The 26,718-nt window shown below is 65.3% G+C and carries 26 protein-coding genes; 16 read left to right on the top strand and 10 right to left on the bottom strand.

Annotated elements, in window-relative coordinates:
• Positions 1-17: 17 nt before the first annotated feature.
• Both ACE039_RS19585 and ACE039_RS19580 read left to right on the top strand, forming a co-directional pair.
• Positions 18-326, top strand: coding sequence for a DUF2160 domain-containing protein (locus ACE039_RS19585; RefSeq protein WP_105556852.1), 309 nt, complete (start codon positions 18-20; stop codon positions 324-326).
• A 105-nt stretch (positions 327-431) separates the two neighbouring features.
• Positions 432-2,162: an ABC transporter substrate-binding protein gene (locus ACE039_RS19580; protein WP_105556853.1), complete on the top strand. Its 1,731-nt coding sequence runs from the start codon at positions 432-434 to the stop codon at positions 2,160-2,162.
• A 98-nt stretch (positions 2,163-2,260) separates the two neighbouring features.
• Here ACE039_RS19580 and ACE039_RS19575 read toward each other — a convergent pair whose 3' ends face one another.
• Positions 2,261-3,040: a hypothetical protein gene (locus ACE039_RS19575; RefSeq protein WP_448708880.1), complete on the bottom strand. Its 780-nt coding sequence runs from the start codon at positions 3,038-3,040 to the stop codon at positions 2,261-2,263.
• Positions 3,041-3,289: 249 nt separating this feature from the next.
• Here ACE039_RS19575 and ACE039_RS19570 point away from each other — a divergent pair, with 249 nt between their 5' ends.
• Positions 3,290-4,159 carry an alpha/beta hydrolase family protein gene (locus tag ACE039_RS19570; protein WP_448708881.1) on the top strand — a complete coding sequence of 290 codons (870 nt, stop codon included), beginning with the start codon at positions 3,290-3,292 and terminating at the stop codon, positions 4,157-4,159.
• Positions 4,160-4,171: 12 nt separating this feature from the next.
• Here ACE039_RS19570 and ACE039_RS19565 read toward each other — a convergent pair whose 3' ends face one another.
• A complete protein-coding gene (locus ACE039_RS19565; protein ID WP_485823126.1) occupies positions 4,172-5,068 on the bottom strand; it encodes an NAD(P)/FAD-dependent oxidoreductase in 897 nt (298 codons plus the stop codon).
• A gap of 247 nt (positions 5,069-5,315) precedes the next feature.
• Here ACE039_RS19565 and ACE039_RS19560 point away from each other — a divergent pair, with 247 nt between their 5' ends.
• Positions 5,316-6,443, top strand: coding sequence for an acyl-CoA dehydrogenase family protein (locus ACE039_RS19560; RefSeq protein ID WP_448708883.1), 1,128 nt, complete (start codon positions 5,316-5,318; stop codon positions 6,441-6,443).
• Positions 6,444-6,490: 47 nt separating this feature from the next.
• Here the strand turns inward: ACE039_RS19560 and ACE039_RS19555 are convergent, their stop codons facing one another.
• Both ACE039_RS19555 and ACE039_RS19550 read right to left on the bottom strand, forming a co-directional pair.
• A complete protein-coding gene (locus ACE039_RS19555; RefSeq protein WP_485823125.1) occupies positions 6,491-7,417 on the bottom strand; it encodes a tetratricopeptide repeat protein in 927 nt (308 codons plus the stop codon).
• Positions 7,414-7,800, bottom strand: a complete 387-nt coding sequence (locus ACE039_RS19550) for a DUF2784 domain-containing protein (protein WP_105556857.1) — start codon at positions 7,798-7,800, stop codon at positions 7,414-7,416. Before ACE039_RS19550 ends, ACE039_RS19555 begins: the two co-directional genes overlap by 4 nt.
• Positions 7,801-7,955: 155 nt before the next feature.
• Between ACE039_RS19550 and ACE039_RS19545 the strand changes: the two genes are divergently transcribed.
• A complete protein-coding gene (locus ACE039_RS19545; RefSeq protein ID WP_310028962.1) occupies positions 7,956-8,336 on the top strand; it encodes a nuclear transport factor 2 family protein in 381 nt (126 codons plus the stop codon).
• Between the two features lie 16 nt (positions 8,337-8,352).
• On the opposite strand, the gene ACE039_RS19540 is transcribed toward ACE039_RS19545, so the two are convergent.
• The 4 genes from ACE039_RS19540 to ACE039_RS19525 form a co-directional block, all read right to left on the bottom strand.
• Positions 8,353-8,928 (bottom strand): restriction endonuclease, encoded by a 576-nt coding sequence (locus ACE039_RS19540; RefSeq protein ID WP_310028959.1) that lies wholly within the window; start codon positions 8,926-8,928, stop codon positions 8,353-8,355.
• A 38-nt stretch (positions 8,929-8,966) separates the two neighbouring features.
• The gene (locus ACE039_RS19535) at positions 8,967-9,212 is read right to left on the bottom strand and encodes an RNA-binding S4 domain-containing protein (protein WP_310028957.1); all 246 of its coding nucleotides are present in this window, start codon (positions 9,210-9,212) and stop codon (positions 8,967-8,969) included.
• A 71-nt stretch (positions 9,213-9,283) separates the two neighbouring features.
• On the bottom strand, positions 9,284-9,949 hold the full coding sequence (locus ACE039_RS19530) for a DUF502 domain-containing protein (protein WP_485811204.1): 666 nt from the start codon (positions 9,947-9,949) through the stop codon (positions 9,284-9,286).
• Positions 9,950-10,099: 150 nt separating this feature from the next.
• Entirely contained in the window at positions 10,100-10,567 is a 468-nt protein-coding gene (locus tag ACE039_RS19525) for a winged helix-turn-helix transcriptional regulator (RefSeq protein ID WP_310028954.1), read from the bottom strand.
• 134 nt (positions 10,568-10,701) lie between these two features.
• Between ACE039_RS19525 and ACE039_RS19520 the strand changes: the two genes are divergently transcribed.
• The 4 genes from ACE039_RS19520 to ACE039_RS19505 all read left to right on the top strand — a co-directional run bounded on the left by ACE039_RS19520 (position 10,702) and on the right by ACE039_RS19505 (position 17,217).
• Positions 10,702-12,003 (top strand): D-amino acid dehydrogenase, encoded by a 1,302-nt coding sequence (locus ACE039_RS19520; protein WP_448708603.1) that lies wholly within the window; start codon positions 10,702-10,704, stop codon positions 12,001-12,003.
• Positions 12,004-12,138: 135 nt separating this feature from the next.
• On the top strand, positions 12,139-13,266 hold the full coding sequence (locus ACE039_RS19515; protein WP_485823124.1) for a metallophosphoesterase family protein: 1,128 nt from the start codon (positions 12,139-12,141) through the stop codon (positions 13,264-13,266).
• Positions 13,263-15,899, top strand: coding sequence for an AAA family ATPase (locus tag ACE039_RS19510; protein ID WP_485823123.1), 2,637 nt, complete (start codon positions 13,263-13,265; stop codon positions 15,897-15,899). Before ACE039_RS19515 ends, ACE039_RS19510 begins: the two co-directional genes overlap by 4 nt.
• A gap of 409 nt (positions 15,900-16,308) precedes the next feature.
• Positions 16,309-17,217 carry a DMT family transporter gene (locus ACE039_RS19505; protein ID WP_485823122.1) on the top strand — a complete coding sequence of 303 codons (909 nt, stop codon included), beginning with the start codon at positions 16,309-16,311 and terminating at the stop codon, positions 17,215-17,217.
• Here the strand turns inward: ACE039_RS19505 and ACE039_RS19500 are convergent.
• Together ACE039_RS19500 and ACE039_RS19495 are read right to left on the bottom strand one after the other, a co-directional pair.
• The gene (locus ACE039_RS19500; RefSeq protein WP_485823121.1) at positions 17,171-18,112 is read right to left on the bottom strand and encodes a hypothetical protein; all 942 of its coding nucleotides are present in this window, start codon (positions 18,110-18,112) and stop codon (positions 17,171-17,173) included. The two genes, ACE039_RS19505 and ACE039_RS19500, sit on opposite strands and share 47 nt — an antisense overlap.
• Before the next feature lie 400 nt (positions 18,113-18,512).
• Positions 18,513-19,499: a tripartite tricarboxylate transporter substrate binding protein BugE gene (locus tag ACE039_RS19495; RefSeq protein WP_485823120.1), complete on the bottom strand. Its 987-nt coding sequence runs from the start codon at positions 19,497-19,499 to the stop codon at positions 18,513-18,515.
• Between the two features lie 559 nt (positions 19,500-20,058).
• Between ACE039_RS19495 and ACE039_RS19490 the strand changes: the two genes are divergently transcribed.
• The 7 genes from ACE039_RS19490 to ACE039_RS19460 form a co-directional block, all read left to right on the top strand.
• Positions 20,059-22,974, top strand: coding sequence for a monovalent cation/H+ antiporter subunit A (locus ACE039_RS19490; RefSeq protein ID WP_485823119.1), 2,916 nt, complete (start codon positions 20,059-20,061; stop codon positions 22,972-22,974).
• Positions 22,974-23,318, top strand: a complete 345-nt coding sequence (locus ACE039_RS19485) for a Na+/H+ antiporter subunit C (RefSeq protein WP_059270785.1) — start codon at positions 22,974-22,976, stop codon at positions 23,316-23,318. The genes ACE039_RS19490 and ACE039_RS19485 overlap by 1 nt, the downstream gene beginning before the upstream one ends.
• Positions 23,315-24,946, top strand: coding sequence for a monovalent cation/H+ antiporter subunit D (locus ACE039_RS19480; RefSeq protein WP_310028935.1), 1,632 nt, complete (start codon positions 23,315-23,317; stop codon positions 24,944-24,946). Before ACE039_RS19485 ends, ACE039_RS19480 begins: the two co-directional genes overlap by 4 nt.
• Positions 24,946-25,428, top strand: a complete 483-nt coding sequence (locus ACE039_RS19475) for a Na+/H+ antiporter subunit E (RefSeq protein ID WP_105556870.1) — start codon at positions 24,946-24,948, stop codon at positions 25,426-25,428. The genes ACE039_RS19480 and ACE039_RS19475 overlap by 1 nt, the downstream gene beginning before the upstream one ends.
• A gap of 2 nt (positions 25,429-25,430) precedes the next feature.
• Entirely contained in the window at positions 25,431-25,712 is a 282-nt protein-coding gene (locus tag ACE039_RS19470; protein ID WP_105556871.1) for a K+/H+ antiporter subunit F, read from the top strand.
• Positions 25,709-26,050: a monovalent cation/H(+) antiporter subunit G gene (gene mnhG / locus ACE039_RS19465; protein WP_105556872.1), complete on the top strand. Its 342-nt coding sequence runs from the start codon at positions 25,709-25,711 to the stop codon at positions 26,048-26,050. The genes ACE039_RS19470 and mnhG overlap by 4 nt, the downstream gene beginning before the upstream one ends.
• A 260-nt stretch (positions 26,051-26,310) precedes the next feature.
• A partial coding sequence (locus ACE039_RS19460; RefSeq protein ID WP_485823118.1) for a hypothetical protein occupies positions 26,311-26,718 on the top strand: 408 nt, incomplete at its 3' end.

Genomic DNA, 26,718 nt, shown 5'->3' with positions numbered 1-26,718 from the left:
CCTAGGAGGAACGCCCCATGTTCAGCTGGATGGTCTGGACCACTCCCGTCGCCGTGTTCTTCACCTGCATCGTGCTGATGCTGGTCGGCATGACGGTCTGGGAATTGAAGTCGCCCACGGTCGAGCGCAAGGGCTTCCTGCCGTTGCGCACCACCCGGGGCGACAGGTTGTTCATCGGCCTGATGGCCGCAGCCTGGCTCAACCTGGCATTTCTGGGGTTCGGGCAAAAGGCGGTGGAATGGTTTTCGCTGGATGAGCCGCCATCGGTGTGGATCAGTTTCGTGCTGTCCATGCTGCTGTTGGCCTTCATCATGAGGAAAGGCTGAAGGGGCGTTTCGATCCCTCACTTGGTTCAAGGACTACGGGCCCGCATCTTCCCCGGCCAGAGGTCCGCAGCAATAGATGGGGAAGGCCATTCGAGGAGACAGGTCATGAAATTGCGCATGCACGCCATGGCGGCCGCTATCGCCCTGATCGGAACGTCAGGGGCATGGGCCGGCGAGCCGGAAGCGAAGAAGTGGGTGGATTCCGAATTCCAGCCATCGACGTTGTCCAAAGACCAGCAGATGGCGGAAATGAAGTGGTTCATGGACGCCGCCGCCAAGCTCCGTGCCAAGGGGGTCAATGAAATCAGCGTCGTATCCGAAACCATCACCACGCACGAATACGAATCCAAGACGCTGGCCAAGGCTTTCAGTGAAATCACCGGCATCAAGGTCAACCACGATCTGATCCAGGAAGGCGACGTCGTCGAAAAGCTGCAGACTTCCATGCAGTCGGGCAAGTCGATCTACGACGGCTGGATCTCGGACTCCGACCTGATCGGCACCCACTATCGCTACGGCGCCATCCTGCCGCTGTCCGATTACATGGCCGGGGCGGGCAAGGAATGGACCAACCCGAACCTGGACATCAAGGATTTCATCGGCACCAAGTTCACCACCGCGCCCGACGGCAAGCTGTATCAGTTGCCCGACCAGCAATTCGCCAACGTGTACTGGTTCCGCGCCGACTGGTTTGCCCGCCAGGACCTGAAAGACAAGTTCAAGGCGAAGTACGGGTATGACCTGGGCGTGCCCACCAACTGGTCCGCCTACGAGGACATCGCGGACTTTTTCTCCAATGATGTCAAGGAGATCGATGGCAAGAAGGTCTATGGCCACATGGACTATGGCAAGAAGGATCCGTCGCTGGGCTGGCGCTTCACCGACGCATGGCTGTCCATGGCCGGCGCCGCCGACCGCGGCTTGCCCAACGGCATGCCCGTGGACGAATGGGGCATTCGCGTCGCCGACGACAAATGCACGCCGGTGGGCGCGTCGGTATCGCGAGGGGGCGCCACCAACAGTCCGGCCGCCGTCTATGCGCTGACGAAGTACATCGACTGGATGAAGAAGTACTCGCCGCAGCAGGCCATGGGCATGACCTTCTCGGAATCCGGCCCCGTTCCGGCGCAAGGGCAGATCGCGCAGCAGATCTTCTGGTACACGGCCTTTACCGCCGACATGACGAAGAAGGGTCTGCCAGTCGTCAACGACGATGGCACCCCCAAATGGCGCATGGCCCCGTCGCCCTATGGCCCGTACTGGAAGGACGGCATGCAGAACGGCTACCAGGACGTGGGGTCATGGACTTTCTTCAAGTCCACCAACCCCGACAAGATGGCCGCGGCGTGGCTGTATGCGCAGTTCGTCACGTCGAAGTCCGTGTCGTTGAAGAAGTCCATCACCGGCCTGACCTTCATCCGCGACAGCGACATCCATAGCGACTTCTTCACCAAGAACGCCGCCAACTACGGCGGCCTGATCGAGTTCTACCGCAGCCCGGCCCGCGTGGCATGGACCCCCACGGGCAACAACGTGCCGGACTATCCGAAGCTGGCGCAACTGTGGTGGAAGAACGTCGCCACGGCCGTCACGGGTGAAAAGACCCCGCAAGCCGCGATGGACAACCTGGCCAACGAAATGGATCAGGTGATGGCACGCCTGGAACGCGCGGGCATGGCGCAATGCGCGCCGAAGCTCAACGCCAAGAGCGACCCGGCCAAGTGGCTGTCGGATCAGCACGCGCCCTGGAAGAAACTGGCGAACGAGAAGCCCAAGGGCGAGACCATTCCTTATGAAAAGCTGCTGGCGGCCTGGAAGGAGGGCAAGGTCCGGTAGGGTGAATATTCTGAGCCGACAAAGAATCCAAAAAAAGTTGGAATCCTTGTCGGCTCAAGGATCGGTTCCGTCGGCGATGCCACTTTGTTGAGCCGCCTTTATCGGAGCGAAGACGTGGCAAACTCGATTTTGGAGAGTGGAACAGTCAAGATGGTGCCGTCAGCGTAAAGGGCGCAAAAAGACGCTGAACATTGGATTATTCGGTAAGACGATTTCTTCTCGGAGCCGATTGTCATGTGGGCGATGGGGGAGGTCGAAAACTCCTTGGCGAATTCTTCCGCTGCGACAGACTTTCCCACACTCAAGAATGGGATGATGAGGGCGGAAATCGTCAGGGTTAATAGGAAAGATAGAAGTATGAATCCGTATCCCGCCAGAAAAATATAGAAGGCGCCATTTCCTACTTTGGCAGCCCATTGCCGGAAGCCGGATTTTTCTTTTCTTTGTTTTTTTGGAGATGCAAGTTGGTTTTCTTTGGGCGCTTTTTTTTGAACCAGCCAAAGCCAAGTTCCAGTCATTAAAGAAGCGACTAGGAATCCGATCCCTATCTTCCATAGGTGGCGGGTTTCGATGGCAGCGATGAAGCCCACTCCCTTGGCCAACGCGATGTACCAAGCCAATACGCCGTGAATCAAGGTGGCCGCGGTGTCCAGCGGGAACATGGAAGGGACTAATCCAAGCCGGCTGAGGTATCCATCATGGTATGCAGAGCCATTTAGATACAGTAACGGCATGGCCGATGCAGCCGCCAGCGTCGCTAGGAACTTCAGCAGCCTTCGCTGCACCGCTGATCGTTCAGTTGGCCGCGTATGGTCAATTGCCGTCGCGCTGGTTTTGTCGATTCTCGACGGATTGGGGTGGGGTTGCGGTTTGTTCACTTAGTGCTTCGTATCTTGAAAGTGGCAGGGAAGCCGATGCTAATCTAGGCGTCGCGTATCGCACAATTCTGTTGTCGAGGTCCCTTGCAAGTCCAATTTTGGCGCCGACTGCGAACGAATTTTCCGTGGCTGGTTTCCAACCCAATCTTTCTGAATATGGCTCTGCGTTCCGTTCTGCTTATTTACCTTCTTTTGATCGTTCCACCCCCCCAGTCCCACGCCGCCGGTTTCCAACGCCTGTCCCTTCCCATGGACCAGAACGGTCCGGGCTTGTCGGGCGCCATTTGGTATCCGTGCGGGGCGCCCGCGGCCGACATCAAGATCGGCCAGGCCACGATTCCTGGTGTGCTGAATTGCCCGGTGCCCGACGGCAAATATCCGCTCGTCGTCATTTCGCACGGATCGGCGGGGTCCTTCCTGAGCCATCACGACACCGCCGCGGCGTTGGCCAATGCGGGCTTCGTCGTCGCGGCGATCAACCACGTCGGCGACAATGCGCAGGACCGGTCGCGGCAAGGGTACTTGTCGATCTTCTCGACGCGTCCGAGGGAAATGCGGCGGTTGATCGACTATATGACGCAGGCCTGGCCGCAGAAGGGCCAGGTCGATTCCACGAAAATCGGCGTCTTCGGTTTTTCACGGGGCGGCTATACCGGGCTGGTGCTGGCGGGCGCCGTGCCGGATTTCCAGGCGGGCCTTGCCATTTGCCAGGATGCGCCGGCGCTGCCGATGTGCCGCGACATGGCGGGCGGGAAGATTCCGCGGCAGTCCTATGTGCACGATGACCGCATCAAGGCGGCCGTCATCGCCGACCCTTTGAACGCGTTCCCGGACGGGGCGCTAAAACAGGTGAAGATTCCGGTGCAACTCTGGGTGTCGGAGCAGGGCGGAGACGGCATCACGCCGGCCAGCGTGGAAGCGGTGCGGCAAGCGCTGCCTGCCGCGCCGGACTTTCACCAGGCGAAGCAAGCCGGGCATTTTGCGTTCCTGGCACCTTGTCCGGCGGAACAGGCCGAGGCCTTGCCCGCGCTTTGCCGGGATGCGGCCGGCTTCGACCGCCTGCGGTTCCATCAGGATCTGAACGCCAAGGTCGTGGCGTTCTTCAGGAACCGCCTGTAAGTTGCCTATCGCCTATTCCATCACCAGCGAGCGGTGCACGCACACACCGGCCATTACCCCGGATGCGCTGGCAAGCGTCGCGTTGCTCATCGGGATGGCGGCGTCGCCCGTGGCGTAAACGCCCGCCACCGTCGTCTGCCTGAATTCGTCGCTGCGGATCACCGGGCCCATTGGGCCGTCGTCGAACGCGCAGCCCAGTTGCATCGCCAAGGGGCTGGCCATATGGGTCTTGCTGGCCACGAACAGCGCGTGCACCGCCATGCGCCGCCCATCGGCGAGTTTGACGGCGTCCAGCGCGGGCGCCGTGCCCATGAGTTCGACGATGGGCGTGCGTTCGATGCGCACACCGCGCTTTTCCAATCGGGCCGCCTGTTCCGCATCGGGCTCGAATTCGCCTTGCGTGAAATACGTGGTGGGCCCCCAGTCCGGCAGCAGCATCGCCTGATGCGCCGACAGCGGATGGGCGGCCATCACGCCCAACGGGCGGCCGGCCATTTCATAGCCGTGGCAGTAGGGGCAATGCAGCACGGTCTGCCCCCAGCGTTCCTGCAGCCCGGCCATCGCGGGCAATTCGTCGCGTAGTCCGATCGCCAGGATCAGGCGCCTGCCCTGGACTTCGTGTCCGTCGGCCATCGTCACGTGCAACTGGCCCGCGTGTTCGCATGCGCCGACCGCCTGGCCGTCCAGGAATTTGACAGTGGGGTATTGCGCCAACTGGTCGCGTGCTTCCAACAGGATGTCGCGGGGCGGCTTGCCGTCCTGGCCCAGGAAGCCGTGTGCGTGCACGGCGAACCGGTTGCGGGGCAGGCCGCCGTCGATCACCAGAATGCGCCGGCGGGCGCGGGCCAGTTGCATGGCGGCGGACAGGCCGGCAAAGCTGCCGCCCACGATGATGGCGTCGTAAAGCATAGGGAGATTCCTGTTCAGGCTGATCAAGATACTTGGTAAGTTGCATGATAAATCGAATTCAGGATTTCAAGCAACTTATCAAGTTCTTTATGTCGCAATGCGCGAATCTCCCGATGCCGCCCAAGCCGACCGGCGGTGTATTCTCGATGCCATGCCACGCCCGCGAACCCGCTGCGGCCGTGCAAAAAACAAAACGGGCGGCGCCCATCCCGCGCCAGCCCGCCTTGCATCCCAGGAGACGAAAAGCATGTTGTTGACGGAAGAACAGCTCAGCATTCAGGAAATGGCGCGCCGCTTCGCCGCGGAACGGCTGGCGCCCAACGCCGAACGCTGGGACCGCGAACATCACTATCCTGCCGACGCCATCCAGGAGATGGCGCAACTGGGCTTCTTCGGCATGCTCGTGCCGGAGGAATGGGAGGGCAACGCCAGCGGCTACGTGTCGTATGCCGTGGCGCTGGAGGAAATCGCCGCAGGCAACGGCGCGTGTTCCACCATCATGAGCGTGCACAATTCGGTCGCCTGCATGCCCATCCTGAAGTTCGGCACGGATGCGCAGAAAGAGCAGTTCCTGCGGCCGCTGGCCACGGGCGAACACATTGGCGGTTTCGCCCTGACGGAGCCGCAGGCGGGGTCTGATGCCAGCAGCCTGCACACCCGCGCGCGCCGTGACGGCGACAACTACATCCTGAACGGCGCCAAGCAATTCATCACGTCGGGCAAAAGCGGCCAGACAGTGATCGTTTTCGCGGTGACGGACCCCGACGCCGGCAAGCGCGGCATTTCAGCGTTCATCGTGCCGACGGATACTCCGGGGTACCAGGTACTGCGGGTGGAGGACAAGCTGGGCCAGCACGCCTCGGACACCTGCCAGATCGCCTTCGAGGATATGCGCATCCCCGCTGCGTATCGGCTGGGCGCCGAGGGCGAGGGCTACAAGATCGCGCTGTCCAACCTGGAAGGCGGGCGCATCGGCATCGCCTCGCAATCCGTGGGCATGGCGCGCGCGGCGTTCGAATGCGCGCGCGATTACGCCCGCGACCGCCAGGCCTTCGGCAAGCCCATCATGGAACACCAGGCCGTCTCGTTCCGGTTGGCCGACATGGCGACCCAGATTCATGCGGCGCGCCAGATGGTGCTGCATGCCGCGGCATTGCGCGAAGCGGGCAGGCCGGCATTGACCGAGGCGTCGATGGCCAAGCTGTTTGCCTCCGAGATGGCCGAAAAGGTTTGCTCGGCCGCCATCCAGACGCTGGGCGGCTACGGCTATCTGAAGGATTTCCCGGTCGAACGCATCTACCGCGATGTGCGCGTGTGCCAGATCTACGAGGGCACCAGCGATATCCAGCGGCTGGTCATCGCGCGCGGCCTCTAGCCGGCGGGCTGTTCAGCCAGGCCGCGCCCGTCGCGGCCGATCCGGCTTCAGCCATTGCCGCGGGGGGCGGCGCCACCGGGGCGGGCCTGCGCCAGTTCATTGTCCCAATACGCCAGGGTCTCTTGCCAGTCGGGACGGTTCAGCGCGCGCAACTGGTCCAGGATATGTTGGGCGTCATCCAGCCTGCCCATGTGCAGGTTGGCTTTGACCAGGTTGTTGCCCACTGGCAGGCCATGGGTCTGCGCCTGAAACCGGGGGCCGGCCAATTCCAGGATGTCGGCGATGCGGCCGGCATTGCCCAGGTCGCCGCTCATTTGCATCAGCAGGTCGGCGGGCGTGGGTTGCCCTGCATATGACAGCGCTTCGCGGTACAGCGCGAGCGCGCCCGCGTAGTTGTGCGAACCGAGTTCCCCGCGTGCCAGCCACAGTCGCGCGCGCCAACTGCCGGGTAGCGCGGCGACCTTGCGCATCGCCGCGATGCCCGCCGCGTCGCCGCCGACATCGCGGTGGATGGCCTCGAACCAGCCCAGGCCGTTGTCCTGGTTGGGGTCCAATTGCAGCGCGCGCCACAGCGTGTCGAGCGCGTTGGCTTCGTCATCGCGTTCGGCATGGACTTTGGCCAGATTGGTCAGCACGATGCCGGTTTCGCCGTGTTGCGCGCAGAACGCCCGCAGTACGCCTTCGCTGTCGTCCAGCCGGCCCTGCTTCATGTAGACGATGGCTTGCAGCACCACCGCGCGTTCGGCGTTCCGGTCCAGTTCCGCCAGCCGTTCGGCGGGGCGGACCATCTCGTCGATGAAGCCGTCGTTAAGCGACTGGATGACCAGGCCGGCCAGGCGGTCGGCATCGTTCCAGTCCTGTTCGATGGCGCCCGGCAGCACGTTGTCGCGCCATTGCTCGCGGGTGATGCGGATCTCGCGGCCTTCGGCGTCGTAGGCGCGGATCATCTGGCTGGGGTCGGGAAGGGAGGTCATGCGTCGGATCCTTGGGAAAAGTTGCGCCGGCGCCGCCGCGCCCATAACGTGTACACCACGATATTGCCCACGATCAGCAGCGCGGCAAGCACGATCTGCGTCGTCCGGGTGATGCCTTCGGGGTAGATCAGCCCCAGCACATAGTGTTCGATGAAACCGCCGGCGTATCCCTGCTGGCCGGCCTGTTGCCGCAGCGACACCTCAAGCGGGGTCAGCGGGCAGATCCAGCCCATGCCGATCACCATGGCGCCCCAGGCCAGCGCCGGCAAGTGCCAGTACGCGATGCGGGGGCGCCACAATGCCAGCAGGCCGCCGAACATGACGAAGGCGACGAAGAGGCCGTGCGCGACGAGGACCAGGTCGGCAAGGATACGGTAGGTCATGGAAGATTCTCGGCGAGGCCAGGGAAGCCGGCGGGTGCAGCTGGACTGGCATTTAATCGTAAGCCCGCGAACGCCGGTCGGGAGTTTGGCAACAAAGCACGACGCCTCGTGTCGGAATAGAATGCCGGCGTTGATATCCCGCGAAGGCAAAGACGATGGGCCAAACGATAGCAGGGCGGATTCAAGCCGCCGAAGAGGAATTGCGCCAGGCGATGCTGGCTTCCGACGTTGAGGCGCTGGAGCGCTTGCTGGATCCGGCGCTGCTGTACACCAACCATATGGGCTGGAGCTTCACCCGGGAAGACGATCTGGACGCGCACCGGTCGGGCATGCTGAAGATCCATGGGCTGGAATTCTCTGAACTGAATATTCTGCCGCGCGCGGAATGCGCCATCGTGTCGGTGCAGGCCCGGATCTCGGGCAGCTATAACGGCGTGCCGGCCAACGGCATGTTTCGATTCATGCGCACCTGGGCGCCGGACGCGGCGTCCGGCCAATGGCGCGTGATCGCGGCCAGTTCCGTGATGGTGGTGTGACGCCCGCTGGCGGCGATCAGACTTTCAGGTCGCGCAGAAGCTTGGCCAGTTCAGGCGCCGTCATCAGCGATACGCCTTGCGACTTTGCGTACTGCCACGCGTTGTCGGACACGTCGCCCAGCGCGATATAGATCGCTTCGCGGGCGCCGCGTTTTTCGCGCGCCGCCTGCAATTCGCGTAGCGGATCGACGCCCACGCGGGCCGCTTTCCAGCGTTTGGCGCTGACGATGGCCACATGGCCGTCCTTGCTGAGCGCGAAGTCGGCGCCGGGCGTCTGCAGGCGCTGCACCTCGCAACCGTCGCGCTTGAAACCCGCTTCGACCGTGTTGGCGAAGTCGGCCCAGGACATGGCGGCTGCGGCTTCCGCCACCGCCTGCACGCGGGTGTCGGAGGGCGCCCGCAGCTGTTTGTAGGCGGCCATGATGGAAATGACCGCGAACGGCACCGCCGCAAAGACGCCCATCGCCGCGAAGTCCGGCGGCAGGGCGGCGAACCCCCCCACGCACAGCAGCACGGCCACGCCAGCGCTCATCCACCACGGCGAGCGCAGCAGGACGGCGAAGATCGAGTTCTGGGACATCTTGAGTTTCATGGTGGCTCGCGGCGTTGCGGTGTCGGGCGGGGCAGGGGTCAGGCGTTGTCGGCGGCCGTATCGGCGGCGCGCACCACGATGCGGACGTCGCCGCAGGTGACGATCTGGCCGCCGCGGATCTTGGCGGTCTTGCGGGTTTCGATGACGCCGCCCACGCTGACCAGGCCGTCCGCGACCATCATCTTGCCGGCGCCGCCGCTGTCACAGACGCCGGTGGCTTTCAGCAGTTGATTGACTTCAATGTAGGGGCTGCCGTCGGCAAGCGTGAATTCGATGATGGGCATGGAGGGCGTGCGTGGATTCAGTTGGGGAAGCGATCAGCGCCGGGGCGCGTGGGCCCGGGCGTCGGGCCGTGTCAGGCGGGGCCGCCGCCGCCCGTGTTGTCGGGCGTGGCTGGCGGCGCTTCGGGCACGGTGGGGGCCGCGGGGCGCGGGGCGCTTTCCGCGCGCGCCATCCAGGCGATCAGGGACGAGCGCATGGCTTCTTCGACCGACATCTGGATCGGTTGCACCCAGTCCTGCGGTACGAACACGGTGTAGCCGCCAATCATATAGCCCATCGGCAGGTAGACGGCTACGCGGTCGCCCTGGGTGAACCCTTCGGGCAGCCCTTCCACGCTGCGGCGGGTGACAAGGCCCACCAGTTCCAGCTGCTGGCCCGGCACGCGCAGAATCACGACCTGCTGCGCGGTGTTCTTCGAGCTGGGCGAGAAATAGTCGGCAAAGCTCTTCAAGGACGAATAGATGCTCTTGACCACGGGCAGGTTGGTGAACGGCATTTCAACCACGGTCAGGAAACGCTGTACGCGCTGTTTCGAGACCAGGTAGCCGATAGCCAGAATGCCCAGGATGCCCAGCGCCAGACCCATGCCCGGCACGTAGAAGCCGCCGATGAAGGGGCGCAGGAAGGTCAGCGCCACGGCTTCCGTCCAGGCCAGGAAGATGTACAGCAGATAGAGGGTCAAGGCCAGCGGCAGGACGGTGATCAGGCCGCGGAAGAAGTATTTATAGAGACGATTCATAAGCAGTCGTAAAGAATTAGGGTCTGACCAGGCTTGCCGGCGCGGGTCGGAGGGCCGCCAGCATAGCAGCCGGCGCGTGCGGATTCGGTAATAAACCGCATCTCTTCGGGGCTATCAAGGGCAGGGCCCCCTTGCAACGCCGTGCACCGCCTATCGATCGACGGGCAGGTACAGGCTTTCCTTGATTTCCTCCATGACCACGTAGCTGCGCGATTCCGCGGAGGCGGGCAGTCGTTTGAGGATTTCGCCCAGCAGGCGGCGGTATTCGTTCATTTCGGTCAGGCGCGCCTTCACCAGATAGTCGAAGTCGCCGGAAACCAGATGGCATTCCATGACTTCGGGCACATACAGCAGCTCTTTCTTGACCTTGTCGAAGACATCGCCGGATTTGGCCGACAGCTTGATTTCCAGGAAGACGAGCAGGTTCTTGCCCAACGCGGCCGGGTTGACGCGCGCATGGTAACCCGTGATGACGCCTTCGCGCTCCATGCGTTTGACCCGGTCCGAGCAGGGGGTGGCGGACAGGCTCACCCGATCGGCCAATTCGGTGACCGAAATGCGGCCTTCGCGCTGCAGGATATCCAGGATTTTCAGGTCGATTCGGTCGAGGTCGCGCATTTCACTTTTGGCGATCAAAAAACAGGGTTGGGCCCGAGAAAAGCACTGGCAAACATAAATAATCAGTGCTTTTCACTGCCTGGAGGCTCTTAGACTACCGAAAATACTGTCTACATCCAAATACGGAAAGAATCATGCATGTCATCGTCCTCGGCAGCGGCGTTATTGGCACCACGACCGCGTACTACCTGGCCCGTCAGGGCGCCCGGGTGACGGTCCTGGACCGCCAGCCGGCCGCCGCCCAGGAAACCAGCTACGCGAACGCTGGCCAGGTGTCGCCGGGCTATTCCACGCCCTGGGCCGCGCCCGGCATTCCCTTGAAGGCCATCAAGTGGCTGTTCCAGAAGCACGCGCCGCTGGCGATCCGGCTGGACGGCAGCCTGTACCAACTGAAGTGGATGGCGGCGATGCTGGCCAACTGCTCGGCCCACCGCTATTCGGTCAACAAGGAACGCATGCTGCGCCTGGCCGAGTACAGCCGGGATTGCCTGCGCGAACTCCGCGCGTCCACCGGTATTCATTATGAAGAGCGCACGCGTGGCACGTTGCAGCTGTTCCGTACCGAGGCCCAACTGGAAGCTGCCCGCCGCGACATCACCGTGCTGGAAGAAGTGGGCGTGCCCTACGAACTGCTGGACCGCAACCGCCTGGTGACGGTCGAGCCCGCCCTGGCGCGCTCGATCCACAAGCTGGCCGGCGGCTTGCGCCTGCCGAACGACGAAACCGGCGACTGCCGCCTGTTCACGACCCGGCTGGCCGAGATGGCCGCGGCGCTGGGCGTGGACTTCCGCTACAACCAGACCGTGTCCGGCTTGAACACCGTGGGCGGCCAGATCACGGGCGTGCGCGTGGGCGGCCAGGTCCTGACGGCCGACCGCTACGTGGCCGCCTTCGGCAGCTACACCCGCGGCTTCCTGGAACCGCTGGGCCTGGACCTGCCCGTGTATCCGGTCAAAGGCTATTCGCTGACCATTCCGCTGAAGGACGAGGCCGCCGCCCCGGTATCGACCATTCTGGACGAAACCTACAAGATCGCCGTGACGCGTTTCGACGACCGCATCCGCGTGGGTGGCATGGCGGAACTGTCGGGTTTCGACCTGCGCCTGAAGGACGCGCGCAGAAAGACGCTGGAATTGGTCGTCAACGACCTGTTCCCGGACAGTGGCCACGTTGCCCAGGCCGAGTTCTGGACGGGTTTGCGCCCGATGACGCCGGACAGCACGCCCGTCGTTGGCCCGACCCGCTACGACAATCTCTTCCTGAATACCGGCCACGGCACGCTGGGTTGGACCATGGCGTGCGGCTCCGGCAAGCTGGTGGCGGATCAGGTCATGGGCCAGCGCCCGGCGATCCGCACCGATGGGCTGGACCTGTCGCGCTATGACCGCCGCGGAGCGTCCCGCACGCCGCTGGTGCTGGACGGCAACCGCGCCTGATCCGGCGCTCTCGCCACCGCCGCGCCGCTTATCGGGCATCGGCCAAAAGCCAAGCCCGCAACGGCCCTCCCTGCGCAACATGCAGGCAGGGCCGTTGTTTGTTTTGAACCGCGCGGCTTGTGCCAAAATCGGCCCATGATCCATTTCCTGCATACCGCCGATTGGCAGATCGGCCGTCAGTACGGCCAATTCGACACCGACGACGCCGCCTTGCTGGCCGAGGCCCGTTTTGACGTCGTGGGGCGCATCGCGGCGCTTGCCACGGAACGTGGCGTGGACGCCGTGCTGGTGGCCGGCGACGTATTCGACACGCAAGGCGTGTCGGATCGCACGATCCGCCGGCTGTTCGCCGCCATGGCGGCTTACGCCGGCCCCTGGGTAATGATTGCCGGCAACCACGATGCCGCGTTGGCCGATAGCGTCTGGAGCCGCGCGATGCAGCTGGGCTGTATTCCCGCCAATGTGCAGGTGCCGTTGCGCACCCGCGCCGTGGACTTGCCCGCCATCAACCTGGCGGTGCTGGCCGCGCCGCTCACGCAGCGCCACACCTATGACGATGTGACGCAGGCTTTCGACACGCTTGAGACGGCACCCGGCCGCGTGCGCGTTGGCCTGGCCCATGGCAGCGTCGCGGGCCGCCTGCCCGACACCATCGACGCTACGAACCCCATCGCCCCCGACCGCGCGGCACGTGCAGGGTTGGATTACCTGGCGCTGGGCGATTGGCATGGCTGCCTGTCCATCGACGCGCGCACCTGGTACGCCGGCACCCCGGAACAAGACCGTTTTCGTGGCAATGAACCGGGCTACGTGCTGGATGTGCGCATCGACGGCCCGGGCGCCGAGCCCGTGGTTGAACGCGTGGCCACGGGCAAGTACCGCTGGTCCGCCTGGACCGAAACCGTCAGCCTGCCGACCGACGCGCAGGCGTTGGCCGAACGGCTGGCGGCGCTTCGCGCCGAAGACGTGCTGCGCCTGGACGTGCAGGGGCATGTCAACCTGGAGACCTGGGACGCGCTGCAACGCGCGGTGGATCAAGCGGCTGCGCAAGTGCGGGCCTTGCTGCCGGACCTGTCCGGCTTGCAACTGGAACCCGACCTGGCCGATCTGGCCGAGCTGGGGGCCAGCGGTTACGTCGGCGAAGTGGCGGCGCAATTGCAGGCCTTGCAGGCCGATGCCGCGCAATCCGCGGTGGCGGGCGAAGCGCTGCGGCTGTTGCTGCGGTTCCAGCGAGAAAGCGCCACGCAGGGGGGCGTCAAATGAAGCTCTCGCGTATCGCGCTTGAAGAATTCCGCAAATTCCGTCAGCCGATGGTGCTGGACGGACTGCAAGACGGCTTGAACCTGTTCGTCGGCGCCAACGAGGCTGGCAAGAGCACGGTGGCCTCCGCCATCCGCGCGGCGTTCCTGGAACGCTACAGCACCAGCAAGGTCGCCGACCTGGCCCCGCGTGGGGAATCCGGCGCGCGGCCCTCGGTCGAACTGGCATTCACGCACGCGGATCATTCCTATGTGCTGAAAAAACAATTCCTGTCGCGCGCCCGTTGCGAGCTGCTGATCGATGATGGCGCGCAACGGCTGGACGGCGAGGAAGCCGAAAATGCGCTGGCCGCCTTGCTGGGATTCGAACTGCCCGGGCGCGGCCAAAGCAAGCCCGACCTGGCTGGCATTCCCGGCCTGCTGTGGATCCAGCAGGGTGATGGGCACAATCTGCAAGAGGCCGCGGGCCATGCGGGCCCCCATCTGCGCGAAGCCCTTACACAGCTATCCGGCGAACTCGCGGCCAGCGACGGCGACCGGCTGTTCGAGCGGGTGTCCTCCGAGCGCGCTGCCTTGCTGGATGCCCGTAATGGCCGCCCCAAGGGCGCCTACAAAGATGCCGAGGACGCCTTGGCGCGCGCCATCGCCGAACGGGACGACTGCGCGCAGGCCATGGCCCAGCTCAATACCGATGTGGACCGTCTGGCGGAATTGCGCCGCGACCACGAGCGCGCGCAAACCGACCAACCCTGGAAGGACTTCGAGACCAAGGCCGTCGAGGCCCGGGCCCGGCTGGCCGCGCTGGCGAAGGAACGCGAAGCCTTCGAGGGCTTGCGGCGCGAGCAAAGCCAGGCCGCGCAGACGCTGACCCTGCTGCAGGATCAGGTACGCCGCGACCAGCAGGATGAATCCGATTATCAGGCGCTGGTCCAGGAAGCCCAGGCCGCCCGTGGCCGGGTCGAGGCGGCGCAAGCGCCGCTGGCCCGCGCCCGGGAACAGCGCGAAATCCATGTGGCGGCGGTCGACGCGGCCCGCTTGCGTGTGGCCGCGGCTCAAGCCGTTGCCGACCGCGGCGACCTGGAACGGCAACTGGCGCAATTGAATGCCGAAGTGCAGCGGCTGGACGACGCGCTGAAAGCCGTCACCACGCTCATCGAGCAAGGCTCGACGCTGAAGGCGGAAGCCTTGCGCATCGAGATCGCGGATGCGGATATCGATGCGCTGCGCAAAAGCGAGCGCGAACTGGCCAACCTGCAGCTCCGCCAGCAAGCCATCGCCACGCGGCTGTCGTACCAGTTGGAAGCGGGGCGGGCGGCGACGTTGGATGGGCGGCCGCTGGCAGGGGCGGACCAAGTTCTGCTGACGTCCGCCGCCGAACTGGACCTGCCGGGCGTCGGGCGCTTTCGCATCGAGCCGGGCGGCCAGGATCTGCCGGCGCTGCAACGCGAACTTGCCGGCGTGCAGGCCGCCTGGGCCGCCTTGCTGGAACGCCTGGGCGTGACGGCATTGGCCGATGCCGAACAGCGCCACGCGCGGTTTACGGCATTGCAGCGCGAGCTGGACGGCATGCGCAAGACGCTGGCCATCCATGCGCCCAAGGGCGTGGATGTGCTGCGTGGGCAGCGCGACGACGCGTTGGCCCGGCGCGTGCCTTTACAGGAGCGGCTGGCCAAGCTGCCGCCGATGACGGGCATGGCGCCGGATCAAGACGATCTTCCCGCCGCGGTGCAAGCGCTGCGCGAAGCCGAGGCGGTGGCCACACAGGCCGACGCGTCGTTGGCCGCCGCTCAGCGCGCGCTGGACGCGGACAGCGCCCGCGCGCAATTGCTGGAAGGCCAGGCGGCGGCCCGACGCGCCGAATTGCAATCGCCCGAGCGTGCGGCGCAACGGCAGGCGCGCGCAGGCCGGCTGGCCGAAGTGCGTAGCGGCTACGACGAGCTGGAGCGTCGCGTGCGCGAGGCGCAGGGGGCGTTGGCCGCGCACCGGCCCGAACTGGTCGAGCAAGACGTGCAGCGCTATGAGAAGTCGGCCGCCATCGAACGCGAAGCGCAACACAAGCGCCACGGCGAGATCCTGCAGTTGCAAGGCAAGCTGGACCAGGCGGGCGCTCAGGGCTTGGGTGAACGGTTGTCCGAGTCCGCTGCCGCGTGCGAACGGCTGGCGCGCCGCCGCGATGACTTCACGCGCCGCGCGGCCGCGCTGGAACTGTTATTGACCTTGCTGACCGACAAGCGCGCCGCCGCCACCCAACGGCTGCAGGCGCCCTTGGCGCGGCGCTTGAACCACTATCTGGCCTTGCTGTTTCCCGAGGCCGCGTTGCGCCTGGACGACGCGCTGCTGCCCACTGCGTTGCGCCGCGGCGATGGCGAAGACCTGCTTGAAGCACTGAGTTTCGGCACGCGCGAGCAACTGGGCATCCTGGCCCGGTTCGCGTATGCCGACCTGCTGCGCGAAGCCGGACGGCCCACGCTGCTGGTGCTGGACGACGCGCTTGTCCACACCGACGATGCGCGGCGCGATTTCATGAAGCGGGCGCTGTTCGATGCCGCCACGCGTCACCAGATCCTGATGTTCACCTGCCACGGCGATGCATGGCGGGACATGGGGGTCGAGCAGCGGCGGATCGGCGGTTCCTGACGCGATCCGCTTGACGAGGCAAGGGCGGAACGCTAGGCTACGCAAATGCCTCATTCCATGCCCTTCGCCGATGCTTGCGCCGCTGCCTCCGCAGCCGGCCGTCGTGCGCGCGGGCGGTCCGGGCATGCCGGTGTCATCTCTCCTGTTGTTTCCCCTGTCATCTCCGCCGTCGTTTCGGCTGGGGTATCGCCGCCTGTCTCGCCGCCTTCCGGCGGTGTCTCGGGCGCCTACCCGCCTTCGGCGGTCGTGTTCGGCTAACCGCCAAACCGACGCTCCCTTCCTTTTCCCTCAGTCCGCTTGATCCGTTGACGCGTATCGCGTCCGTCTCGCGCGGTTGATCGGTGCGCGCTCGCCGCCAATGGCGCGCGCGCAGGGCGGGAGCCTGTTCTTACCCTGACAGGTGAAACTCATGTCTTTTGATCGATCCACGTGGACCGCCTACGGCTCCACTACCTTGTTCGTGCTGCTGTGGAGCGGCGGCGCGATCTTCGCCAAATGGGGGCTGTCGCACGCCTCGGCGTTCGGCTTCCTGCTGCTGCGCTTCATCCTGGCCCTGACCGTGCTGCTGGCGATCTGCTTGTGGCGCAAGCGCTGGCTGCCCAAGCCGGGCACACGGGTCACCGTGGCGTTGACGGGGCTGCTGCTGATTGGCAGCTATTCCATTTGCTATCTGCTGGCGCTGGACCATGGCATTACGCCAGGGGTACTGGCCACGCTGCTGGGCGCGCAACCCATCCTGACGCTGGCGATGATGGAACGGCGCTATTCGCCCGCGCGGCTGGCCGGGCTGTTCCTGGCGCTGTGCGGCCTGGTGATGGTGGTGTACCAAAGCATCGGCATGGCGCGCTTCTCCGTGGCGGGCATGGCATTCGCCTTTGCCGCGCTGGCCAGCATGACCGCGGGCGCCATCCTGCAAAAGCGCGTCAAGCAGGCGCCCATGGACGTCATGCCGCTGCAGTATGCGGTCAGCCTGGCGCTATGCCTGCTGTTCGTGCCGTTCCAACCGATCCGGGCCGACTGGACCGTGGGGTTCGTGTTGCCCCTGGTCTGGATGGGGCTTGTGATCTCGGTGGGGGCGACGCTGCTGTTCTACCGCATGATCCAGGCCGGCAACCTCGTCAACGTCACCAGTCTGTTCTACCTGGTGCCGGCTGGCACCGCGGCGCTGGACTACCTGATCCTGGGCAACCGTCTGTCCATGCTCAGCCTGGCGGGCATGGGGGCGATCCTGCTTGGGCTGATGCTGGTATTGCGCCATCCGGCGGCCGCCGTCAAGCCAGCGCGGGATAAGCCTTCGGGTGCCAGGACGGCTGTGTAGCGCCCGGCGCCGCGTCGCCGTCTTCGGCTGCGTCCTGCCCAACCCAGTGACCACTGACAAGTTGGGCGGGGCGCGTCCGCGCCGATACGCGGGCGCAGACGGGCCAGGCGTCCAGCCGGACGCTCAGCCCGGCGTAGACGCCGTGGCCGTCGCCGGCCTGAATCGTGCCCTCGGCCTGCAGGCCTTCGCCGGCGCGGATCGAGCCGTCGGCGCGGATGTCCCCGCCGGCAATCATGCCCCAGCCGGATGCCAGATGGTCACCGCACTGAATGTCGCCGCCGGCCTGGATGCCGCAGGCCGCATTGATTTCCTTGTCTGCCCGCACATCGCCGCCGGTCTTGATGCCTTGGCCGCATTTGATGGCGCCTTGCGTCTGCACGTCCTGGCCGGCATGCAGATGGCCCGTCACCGCCAGGTCCTGGCCTGCGCAGATGTCCCACTTGGCGCGCACGTTGCCCGCGCAGTCCAGGCGAGTAGCGGCTTCAATGCCCCAGTCGGCCGAAATGTCGCCGCCCGCGCGCAGGTCGCCGCCGCTGGCGATGGTGGCGGCCGCGGTGATGTTCTCGCCCGCCATGATTGTTTCGCCTGCCCGGATGCCGCCGCCGGTGACGATGCTGCGGCCGGCGCGCACGACGCTGTCCACGTTGATGCCCATGCGGACCTCCAGCGTGCCAGCGAACACGATGGCATTGGCATCGACGGCGTCCAGCTTCAGCACGGCATCGGTGGGGCCGAACTGGTCCAGCAGCCAGCATGCGTCGCTGACGCGGCCGTCGGCGACCAGCGCGTCAAGCACGGCCTGGTAATCCCCCTGTCCGTTGTGGTCGCGGATGAACCATTTGTAGCCGCCCGCGCAGGGGTTCTTGGCTTTGACGAATTTCTTGGTAAGTTGCATGGCGCTTAAGGCGTGATCGTTGCGTGGCGCGGCCGCCGGCGGCGATGGCGGGCGGCGAAGAGTCGGGCGCGAACACCCGGCCACGCGGCAGGGCGTTCGCCGGCTCGGACGGACGGCGCCTGCGCGGGATGTGCACAGGCCACCGGCGGCGGGCCGGAACAGGTGGGGGGAGAAGCGGAAGCGCCGGGCGATTAGCCGGGCTTGGAGCGCGCGTAGGCGGAACGCGCGGCGACTTCCTGCGAGCTCAACAGAGTCGAGCGCAGGGCGCAAAGGACGCAGGCAGCGGGGGGGATGGGGGAAAAATCGGATCGCACGGGGCCAGATGCTAACACCCGCGCGATCGTAGTCAAGTGGGCAAGGCCGGCCCATCTGAAGGCGCGGCCTTGCCCCAAGGTCGGAATCAGTTCGTCGACACGATGTTGCGTTCCTTGGCGATGCGCTGGCGCAGCTCCAGTTCACGCTTGATCTGTGCGGCGTACTCGGCGGGCGTGTTGCCGTCCACCAACGACCCGCCATCCGCCAGGCGCTTGACGATCTTCGGGTCTTTCAGCGCCTTTACGGCGGCGTCGTGGACGCGATCGACCACGGCTTGCGGCGTGCCGGCGGGCGCCACCAGTCCGTACCAGGCCATGTTGTCCATTTCGGGCAGGCCGCCTTCCTTGAAGGTCGGAACGGCGGGCAGGGCGGGCAGGCGCTTGGGCGCGGCCACGGCCAGGGCGCGCAGCTTGCCGGCCTGGATGTGGGGCATGGACGAGGGCAGGTTGTCGAACTGGGCGTTGACCTGGCCGGCAATCACGTCGTTCAGGGCCGGACCCGACCCGCGATACGGAACGTGGACCATGTCGGTCTTGGTCAGCGACTTGAACAATTCGCCGTCCAGGTGGCCGATGCCGCCGGCGCCCGACGACGCGTAGCTGTACTTGCCCGGGTTGGCCTTCAGCAGCGTGATGAACTCGGCCAGCGACTTGGCAGGCACGGCCGGGTTGACCGTCAGCACGTTCGGCACGTTCACCAGGTTGGTGATCGGCGTGAAGTCCTTGATCGGGTTATAGGGGTTCTTCGGGTTGGTGGCCGGATTCGTAGCCATGGTGCTGACCGTGGCCACGCCCAGCGTGTAGCCGTCGGGCGCCGAGCGCACCAACGCATCGGCGCCGATCGAGCCACCGCCGCCGCCGCGGTTTTCCACCACGACGGCCTGGCCGAGCTCACGGCCCAGGCCTTCGGCCACGATGCGGGCCACGATGTCGGTCGTGCCGCCGGCGGCGAAGGGGACGATCAGGCGGATGGGCTTGTTGGGGTAGGGGTCGGCGGCCTGGGCGCCGGAACTAAAGCAGACGCCTGCGATGGCGGCGGCCAGAACGGCCTTGGCATGAGACAGCACGGTCAAGAGTCTTCTCCATATTTTGTTGTTCCGAGCCGGCCGGCTTCTTGGGCCGGCGTCGGTGAAGCGCGCGTTGCCGGGATGCTGGCCTTGCCGACGCTTCGTGGGCGCCATTCCACACAGGAATCCCCCTACGGTCAACTCAGGATTCTCCCTGCCCCATGCGAAAATAATTTTTCTGGGGACGGACCAATGTCCGAAGATCGCGACAGATCGACGAAAATCTCATGTCTGACAACAACATGAACGTCTGCCAATTCCCTGTCATTGCGCAATCATTGCGCAGTCATCGTGCTGTCATTAGACGGGTACATGCATAAATCTCTGCATAACTTACAAGAATCTGATATTTTTCGGATGAGATTCTTGCCCGGTCTTGCAAGAAAGCTGTTGCGTTTGTTTCTGTCTGCGCCGTTCAATGGGGCGTTGGTTGATGTCCCCGCGGGGCAACGTGTAGTGCAGCGACGCACCGGGCCAGGGTTCCGTCCGTTTTTCAATCCCCGGTCTGTTTCGTCTCTCGCCGCCACGTGCCAGCGGGAGGGGGCCCGGACATTCTCGGAACGCCATGTCGCTGATCCTGATCCTCGCTCTGCCGTTTGCCGGCAGCCTGTGCGCCGCGCTGCTGCCTTCGAACGCCCGCAATGCCGAGGCGTGGTTGGCCGGTCTGATCGCCCTGGCCTGTGTGGTTCTGATTGCCAGCCTGTACCCGGAAGTCGCCAATGGCGGCGTGGTCCGGTTCGACATGCCGTGGGCGCCCGCCCTGGGTCTGCAATTCACTTTACGCATGGACGGCTACGCCTGGCTGTTCGCGCTGATCGTCTCCGGCATGGGTGCGCTGGTGGTCCTGTATGCGCGCTATTACATGTCACCGGAAGACCCGGTGCCGCGCTTTTTCTCGTTCTTCCAGGCCTTCATGGCCGCCATGCTGGGCGTGGTGCTGTCCGGCAACCTGATCCAACTGGTGATGTTCTGGGAAATGACCAGCCTGGCGTCGTTCATGCTGATCGCTTATTGGCATCACCGCCTGGATGCCCGCCGGGGCGCGCGCATGGCACTGACGGTGACCGGCGCGGGCGGGCTCTGCTTGCTGGCCGGGGTGCTGATCCTGGGCCATATCGTCGGCAGCTATGACATGGACCGCGTACTGGCGGCGGGCGACCTTGTGCGCGCCGATCCCTGGTACCCGGCCGTGCTGGTGCTGGTGGCGCTTGGCGCCCTGACCAAAAGCGCGCAATTCCCGTTCCATTTCTGGCTGCCCAACGCGATGGCGGCGCCCACGCCCGTGTCCGCCTACCTGCATTCGGCCACCATGGTGAAGGCAGGGGTATTCCTGTTGGCGCGTTTCTGGCCAGTGCTGTCGGGAACCGACGAGTGGTTCTGGATCATCGGCGGCGCAGGACTGATCACGCTGGTATTGGGCGCATATGCCGCCATCTTCCAGCAAGACATGAAGGGCGTGCTGGCCTATTCCACGATCAGCCATCTGGGCCTGATCACGCTGTTGTTGGGGTTGAACAGCGAACTGGCGCTGGTGGCCGCCATCTTCCACATGATCAACCATGCCACGTTCAAGGCGTCGCTGTTCATGGCGGCGGGGGTCGTCGACCACGAAACCGGCACCCGCGACCTGAGCCGGCTGTCCGGCCTGTACAAAGCCATGCCGATCACCGCCACGCTGGCAATGGTGGCCGCGGCTTCGATGGCGGGGGTGCCGTTGTTGAACGGTTTCCTGTCCAAAGAAATGTTCTTCGCCGAGACCACCTTCGTCAGCGGCGACAGCCTGATTCAGATCGGCCTGCCGCTGATGGCCACGATCGCGGGCGCCTTCAGCGTGGCCTACTCATTGCGTTTCATCCTGCAAGTGTTCTTCGGCCCCCCGGCCACCGACCTGCCACGCGCCCCGCACGAGCCGCCGCGCTGGATGCTGTTCCCCAGCGCGCTGCTGGTGTTCATGTGCCTGCTGGTGGGGGTGTTGCCCGGCCTGACGGTCGGCCCGTTCCTGGCGACCGCGGCGCAGAGCATCCTGGGCGACAACATGCCGGAATACAGCCTGGCCGTCTGGCACGGCCTGAACCTGCCCCTGGTGATGAGCCTGGTCGCCACCGCGGCCGGGGTGTTGCTGTACCTGGTGCTGCGCGTGCATCAGCGGGCCAACCCGGGGCGCGTGCCGTTCATCTACCGTCTGGATGGCCGCCGCACGTTCGAATCGCTGTTGGACGGCTCCAGCGTCGCGGCCGCCTGGTTGCTGCGGTGGGTGGCGTCGTCGCGCCTGCAAGTGCAGATGCTGCTGATCGTGCTGGGCACGCTGTTCGTGGCGTGGCTGCCCCTGCGCGCCGGCGGCTGGCTGGAAGGCACGGGCCGCATGGCGCCGGTCGACCCGGCTTTCGCGTTGTTGTGGCTGGTGGGCGGGGCTTGCGCGCTGGGCGCGGCCTATCAGGCCAAATACCACCGCCTGGCGTCATTGGCGCTGGCGGGTGGGGCGGGCTTGATCACTTGCCTGACCTTCGTGTGGTTTTCCGCGCCCGACCTGGCGCTGACCCAACTTTCCGTTGAAGTCGTTACCGTGGTGCTGCTGCTGCTGGGCCTGCGCTGGCTACCTCGCCGGATCGCGAAGGACGACGAAGAAACCCTCAAGGCCACGCTGCGCGCCCGGGGCCGCCGTCTTCGCGACCTGCTGATGGCCACCGCCGCCGGCACCGGCATGGCGGCGTTGGCGTACGCGGTGCTGGTGCGCCCGCAGGGCGACACGATTTCTTCCTACTTCGTGGATCGCGCGCTGCCCGATGGTGGCGGCACCAATGTGGTGAACGTGATCCTGGTGGACTTCCGCGGCTTCGATACCTTTGGCGAGATCACGGTGCTGGGCATTGTGGCGCTGACGGTCTACGCGCTGTTGCGCCGCTTCCGTCCGGCCGCCGAAAGCGCCGACCTGCCGCGTCAGCAAAAGGACCAGGACGGCGGGGTGCCGGCGGCGCCGGACATCAAGTCGCTGCTGCCGGAAGGCTCGATGATGGTGCCGACGGTGCTGGTGCGCCTCTTGCTGCCGACCGCCGCGCTGATTTCGGTGTATTTCCTGCTGCGCGGCCACAATCAGCCCGGCGGCGGCTTTGTCGGCGGACTGATCTTCGCAACGGCCGTCATCCTGCAATACATGGTGGGCGGCGTGTACTGGGTGGAATCGCGCAGCCGGCTCAACCCGCAGAACTGGATCGGGATCGGCCTGTTGGCCGCCGGCATCGCGGCCGTGACCGCGTGGCTGGCGTACAAGCCGTTCCTGGCCGCGCTGGCCTGGGACGTGGCGTTGCCGCTGGTCGGCCACGTCCATTTGTCCAGCGTGCTGCTGTTCGACCTGGGCGTGTACATGCTGGTCGTGGGCTCCACCGTGCTGGTGTTGGTGGCGCTGGCCCACCAATCGCTGCGCGCGCAACGCAAGGCCGCCGCCGAGATCCAGGCGGCCGCCGCACAAACAGGGGAAGCCTGATGGAATTGATCTATGCCGTCGCGATCGGCGTGTTGGCAGGTTCGGGCGTCTGGCTGCTGCTGCGGCCGCGCACCTTCCAGTTCATCATGGGCCTGTCGCTGGTTTCCTATGCGGTCAACCTTTTCATCTTCGGCATGGGCCGGCTGACGTCCGGACGCCCGCCGGTGGTGGACTCCGCCATGGCGCATGACCCTTCCTGGTACGCCGACCCGCTGCCGCAAGCCCTGGTGCTGACGGCGATCGTGATCGGCTTCGCCACCACGGCGCTGTTCCTGGTTGTGCTGCTGGCCTCGCGCGGCCTCACGGGTACCGACCACGTTGATGGACGGGAGTCCCAATCTTGAGTTTCTGGCTTCAACACCTTCCTGTATTGCCCATCATCACGCCGCTGCTTGCGGGCGCGGCGATGCTGTTGCTGGCCGACACCAGCCGCTACGCGCGCGGCACGATTTCGATGGTCGCCACCTTGGCCCAGCTGGCCGCCGCGATCGCGCTGTTGGCGGTGGCCGGCGGCGGCGTGCCCGGCGTCTGGCCCGGCGGGGTCGGCGTCTACCTGGTGGGCGATTGGCCCGCGCCGTTCGGCATCGTGCTGGTGGTGGACCGGCTGGCCGCCGTCATGCTGACGTTGACCGCCGTGCTGGGCCTGGCGACGCTGACGTATGCGCTGGCCCGCTGGGACCGCGCCGGCGTCCACTTCCATTCGCTCTTCCAGTTTTTGCTGATGGGCCTGAACGGCGCCTTCCTCACAGGCGACCTGTTCAACTTGTTCGTGTTCTTTGAAGTGCTGCTGGCGGCGTCCTACGGGCTGCTGCTGCATGGGTCGGGCGTGGCGCGCGTCAGCGCGGGCCTGCAGTACATCGCCGTGAACCTGGTGGCGTCGTTCCTGCTGCTGATCAGCATCGCGCTGATCTATGGCGTGACCGGCACCTTGAACATGGCCGACCTGGCTTTGCGCGCCGGCAACCTGACGGGCGCCGAACGCATGCTGTTCGAAGCCGGCGCCGCCATCCTGGGGGTGGCTTTCCTGGTGAAGGCCGGCGCCTGGCCGCTGAATTTCTGGTTGGTGAAGGGCTATGGCTCGGCCGGCGCGCCGATCGCGGCCATGTTCTCCATCATGACGAAGGTCGGCATCTATGCGTTGCTGCGCATCGGGTCGCTGCTGCTGCCGTCCGGCGCGCCAGCGGCATTCAGCCTGGACTGGATGTTCGCGGCGGGCCTCGCCACGCTGCTGTTCGGCGCGTTGGGGCTGCTGGCGACCCAGCAGTTGGAGAAGATGGTGGGCTATTGCGTCATCGTGTCGGCCGGCACGTTGCTGACGGCGCTGGGCATGCCCGGCGTGACGCTCACTGGCCCCGCGCTGTTCTACCTGATCAGCTCCGTGCTGACGACGGGCGCGTTCTTCATGTTGGCCGAACTGATCGAGCGCACGCGCAGTTTCGGGGCAAACGTGCTGGCCGTGACGCTGGACGCCTTCGACCTTGACGATCCCGCGTCGGTGAACCGGTCCGACGACGTGGTCGGCGTGGCGATTCCGGCGGCGATGGCGTTCCTGGGACTGGCATTCATCTGCTGCGCGCTGCTGGTGACCGGGCTGCCCCCGCTGTCGGGGTTCGTGGCCAAGTTCTCCTTGCTGTCGGCCGCCGTGTCCGCCGCGACGGAATCCGCGCCCCCGCTGGACGCATGGATCCTGGTGGCCGCGGTGCTGGTCTCGGGCCTGGCTGGCCTGGTGGGCCTGGGCCGCACCGGCATCCGCGTATTCTGGGCAAGCGATGATCGCAGCACGCCGCGCCTGCGCGTGATCGAAGCCGGGCCGGTGGCGGTGTTGCTGTTGCTGTGCGTGGGTCTGGCCGCGGGCGCGGGCCCCGTATCCGCTTATCTGGACGACGCGGCGCGGTCACTGGATCAACCCAAGTCGTATATCGACGCCGTCATGTCCGCGCAGACGGTCCGCGGCGCCAAGGGAGGAAGCTGATGCGCCGCCTTTACTTCCTTTTCCTGCCCGTTTTCCTGTTCGTCCTATGGCTGGTCCTGAATGAAAGCCTGTCCGCCGGCCAGATCGCGCTGGGTGCGGCGCTGGCGCTGTGGTTCACGTGGGCGGCCTCGCGCCTGCGGCCGTTGCATGCGCGGCCGCGCCGCCTGTGGAAGGCGGTGCCGCTGTTCCTGCGCGTCACGAAGGACATCATCAAGTCCAACATCGCGGTGGGCAAACTGATCCTGAATCCGCGCCCGAATGATTTTTCGCCCGGGTTCATCATGATCCCGCTGACCATGCGCGATCCGCACGGCCTGGCGATGCTGGCTTGCATCGTCACCTATACCCCGGGCACGGTCTGGGTCGATCTGACACCCGACCACCGCCTGAAGCTGCATGTGCTGGACCTTCAGAACGAAGACGACTGGGTCAAGCTCGTGCAGGAGCGCTATGAGCGCCCCTTGATGGAGATGTTCGAATGACTATGAATACCGCACTGTATTGGGCGGCGTCCTTTGCCCTGGTGTGTTTCGCGCTGGGCATGGTGTTCGCCGCCATCCGCCTCTTGCGCGGCCCCACCGCGCAAGACCGCGTGCTGGCACTGGACACGCTGTACATCAACGGCATGCTTGTCATGCTGGTTTTCGGCATCCGCTCCGGCGCGTCGCTGTATTTCGATATTGCGTTGCTGATCGCGTTGTTCGGATTCGTGGGGTCCACCGCGATGGCCCGCTTCCTGTTGCGCGGCGAGGTGATCGAGCCATGATCGAAACCGCCATCCCCCTGTGGGCCGGCATCCCGGCGTGCATTCTGCTGGTGTTGGGCGGCTTGCTGGCGCTGACGGGATCGGCCGGCCTGCTGCGGTTCCGCACGTTCTACGCGCGCATCCATGCGCCCACGCTGGGCAATACCCTGGGATGCGGCTGCGTGCTGACCGCGTCCATCCTGGTGTTCTCGGCCTTGTCCGCGCGCCCGGTGTTCCACGAAGTGATCATCACGTTGCTGCTGGTCGTGTCGTCGCCCGTGACGGCCATGCTGCTGATGCGTGCGGCCACTTATCGCAACCGGCTGACCAAGGCCGATGCCGACCTGGATGCCCGCTGACACCGGTAACAACCGACACTGCATGTGAACGCACCTAGCCATGTTGCGCTGCAACGGGCAGCGGAACAGGGGCCACGCGCCCCGGTTTGGTGTCGCGCGCGCGCGTCCTCGCGAGTTTGGCGCTTGATACGTAACCTTACGAATTCAAGTTGCTGGACATGTCCCCGACGCCGCATCGTGGGATAGTGGTTGTAAGCAAGCGGCGGGACGCGCAGCTGGTCTTGGCCGCTTACGGTTCAATTCTCTTCAAGGAGGTGGCCATGAACGTACGACCCATGCATACCAAACGCCTGGCAGCGTCTCTCTGCGCGGCGGGCTTGATGTTGGCCGCGGGCGCGGTCCACGCGGCAGATGCGATCGGCCGCGCCGCCATCCAGTCCCAGTACGAGCAGGACGTGGCAAAGTGCAAAAGCGGCAACACCAACCAGGATCGCGCCACGTGCATGCGCGAAGCCGGCGCCGCGCGCGATGAAGCCAATCGCCAGAATCTGAAGGAAGGCAGCACCGGCCAGCACCAGCAAAACATGGTCGACCGCTGTAACCGCCTGCCGGCGGCCTCGCGCCAGGACTGCCTGACGCAGATGAGCTCGCCCAGCAATGTGCGCGGCAGCGTCCAGGGCGGCGGGGTGTTGCGTGAAACGGTGATCCCGGTGCCGGGGGGGGGGGGG

The organism is Achromobacter maghribensis, assembly GCF_057334215.1.
This window is presented reverse-complemented; position numbering and strand designations above follow the sequence as displayed.

Coding starts and splice junctions, on each gene's coding strand:
- ACE039_RS19585 (WP_105556852.1), top strand. CDS start 18: ATGTTCAGCTGGATGGTCTGGACCACTCCCGTCGCCGTGTTCTTCACC.
- ACE039_RS19580 (WP_105556853.1), top strand. CDS start 432: ATGAAATTGCGCATGCACGCCATGGCGGCCGCTATCGCCCTGATCGGA.
- ACE039_RS19570 (WP_448708881.1), top strand. CDS start 3,290: ATGGACCAGAACGGTCCGGGCTTGTCGGGCGCCATTTGGTATCCGTGC.
- ACE039_RS19565 (WP_485823126.1), bottom strand. CDS start 5,068: ATGCTTTACGACGCCATCATCGTGGGCGGCAGCTTTGCCGGCCTGTCC.
- ACE039_RS19560 (WP_448708883.1), top strand. CDS start 5,316: ATGTTGTTGACGGAAGAACAGCTCAGCATTCAGGAAATGGCGCGCCGC.
- ACE039_RS19555 (WP_485823125.1), bottom strand. CDS start 7,417: ATGACCTCCCTTCCCGACCCCAGCCAGATGATCCGCGCCTACGACGCC.
- ACE039_RS19550 (WP_105556857.1), bottom strand. CDS start 7,800: ATGACCTACCGTATCCTTGCCGACCTGGTCCTCGTCGCGCACGGCCTC.
- ACE039_RS19545 (WP_310028962.1), top strand. CDS start 7,956: ATGGGCCAAACGATAGCAGGGCGGATTCAAGCCGCCGAAGAGGAATTG.
- ACE039_RS19540 (WP_310028959.1), bottom strand. CDS start 8,928: ATGAAACTCAAGATGTCCCAGAACTCGATCTTCGCCGTCCTGCTGCGC.
- ACE039_RS19535 (WP_310028957.1), bottom strand. CDS start 9,212: ATGCCCATCATCGAATTCACGCTTGCCGACGGCAGCCCCTACATTGAA.
- ACE039_RS19530 (WP_485811204.1), bottom strand. CDS start 9,949: ATGAATCGTCTCTATAAATACTTCTTCCGCGGCCTGATCACCGTCCTG.
- ACE039_RS19525 (WP_310028954.1), bottom strand. CDS start 10,567: ATGCGCGACCTCGACCGAATCGACCTGAAAATCCTGGATATCCTGCAG.
- ACE039_RS19520 (WP_448708603.1), top strand. CDS start 10,702: ATGCATGTCATCGTCCTCGGCAGCGGCGTTATTGGCACCACGACCGCG.
- ACE039_RS19515 (WP_485823124.1), top strand. CDS start 12,139: ATGATCCATTTCCTGCATACCGCCGATTGGCAGATCGGCCGTCAGTAC.
- ACE039_RS19510 (WP_485823123.1), top strand. CDS start 13,263: ATGAAGCTCTCGCGTATCGCGCTTGAAGAATTCCGCAAATTCCGTCAG.
- ACE039_RS19505 (WP_485823122.1), top strand. CDS start 16,309: ATGTCTTTTGATCGATCCACGTGGACCGCCTACGGCTCCACTACCTTG.
- ACE039_RS19500 (WP_485823121.1), bottom strand. CDS start 18,112: ATGCAACTTACCAAGAAATTCGTCAAAGCCAAGAACCCCTGCGCGGGC.
- ACE039_RS19490 (WP_485823119.1), top strand. CDS start 20,059: ATGTCGCTGATCCTGATCCTCGCTCTGCCGTTTGCCGGCAGCCTGTGC.
- ACE039_RS19485 (WP_059270785.1), top strand. CDS start 22,974: ATGGAATTGATCTATGCCGTCGCGATCGGCGTGTTGGCAGGTTCGGGC.
- ACE039_RS19475 (WP_105556870.1), top strand. CDS start 24,946: ATGCGCCGCCTTTACTTCCTTTTCCTGCCCGTTTTCCTGTTCGTCCTA.
- ACE039_RS19470 (WP_105556871.1), top strand. CDS start 25,431: ATGAATACCGCACTGTATTGGGCGGCGTCCTTTGCCCTGGTGTGTTTC.
- mnhG (WP_105556872.1), top strand. CDS start 25,709: ATGATCGAAACCGCCATCCCCCTGTGGGCCGGCATCCCGGCGTGCATT.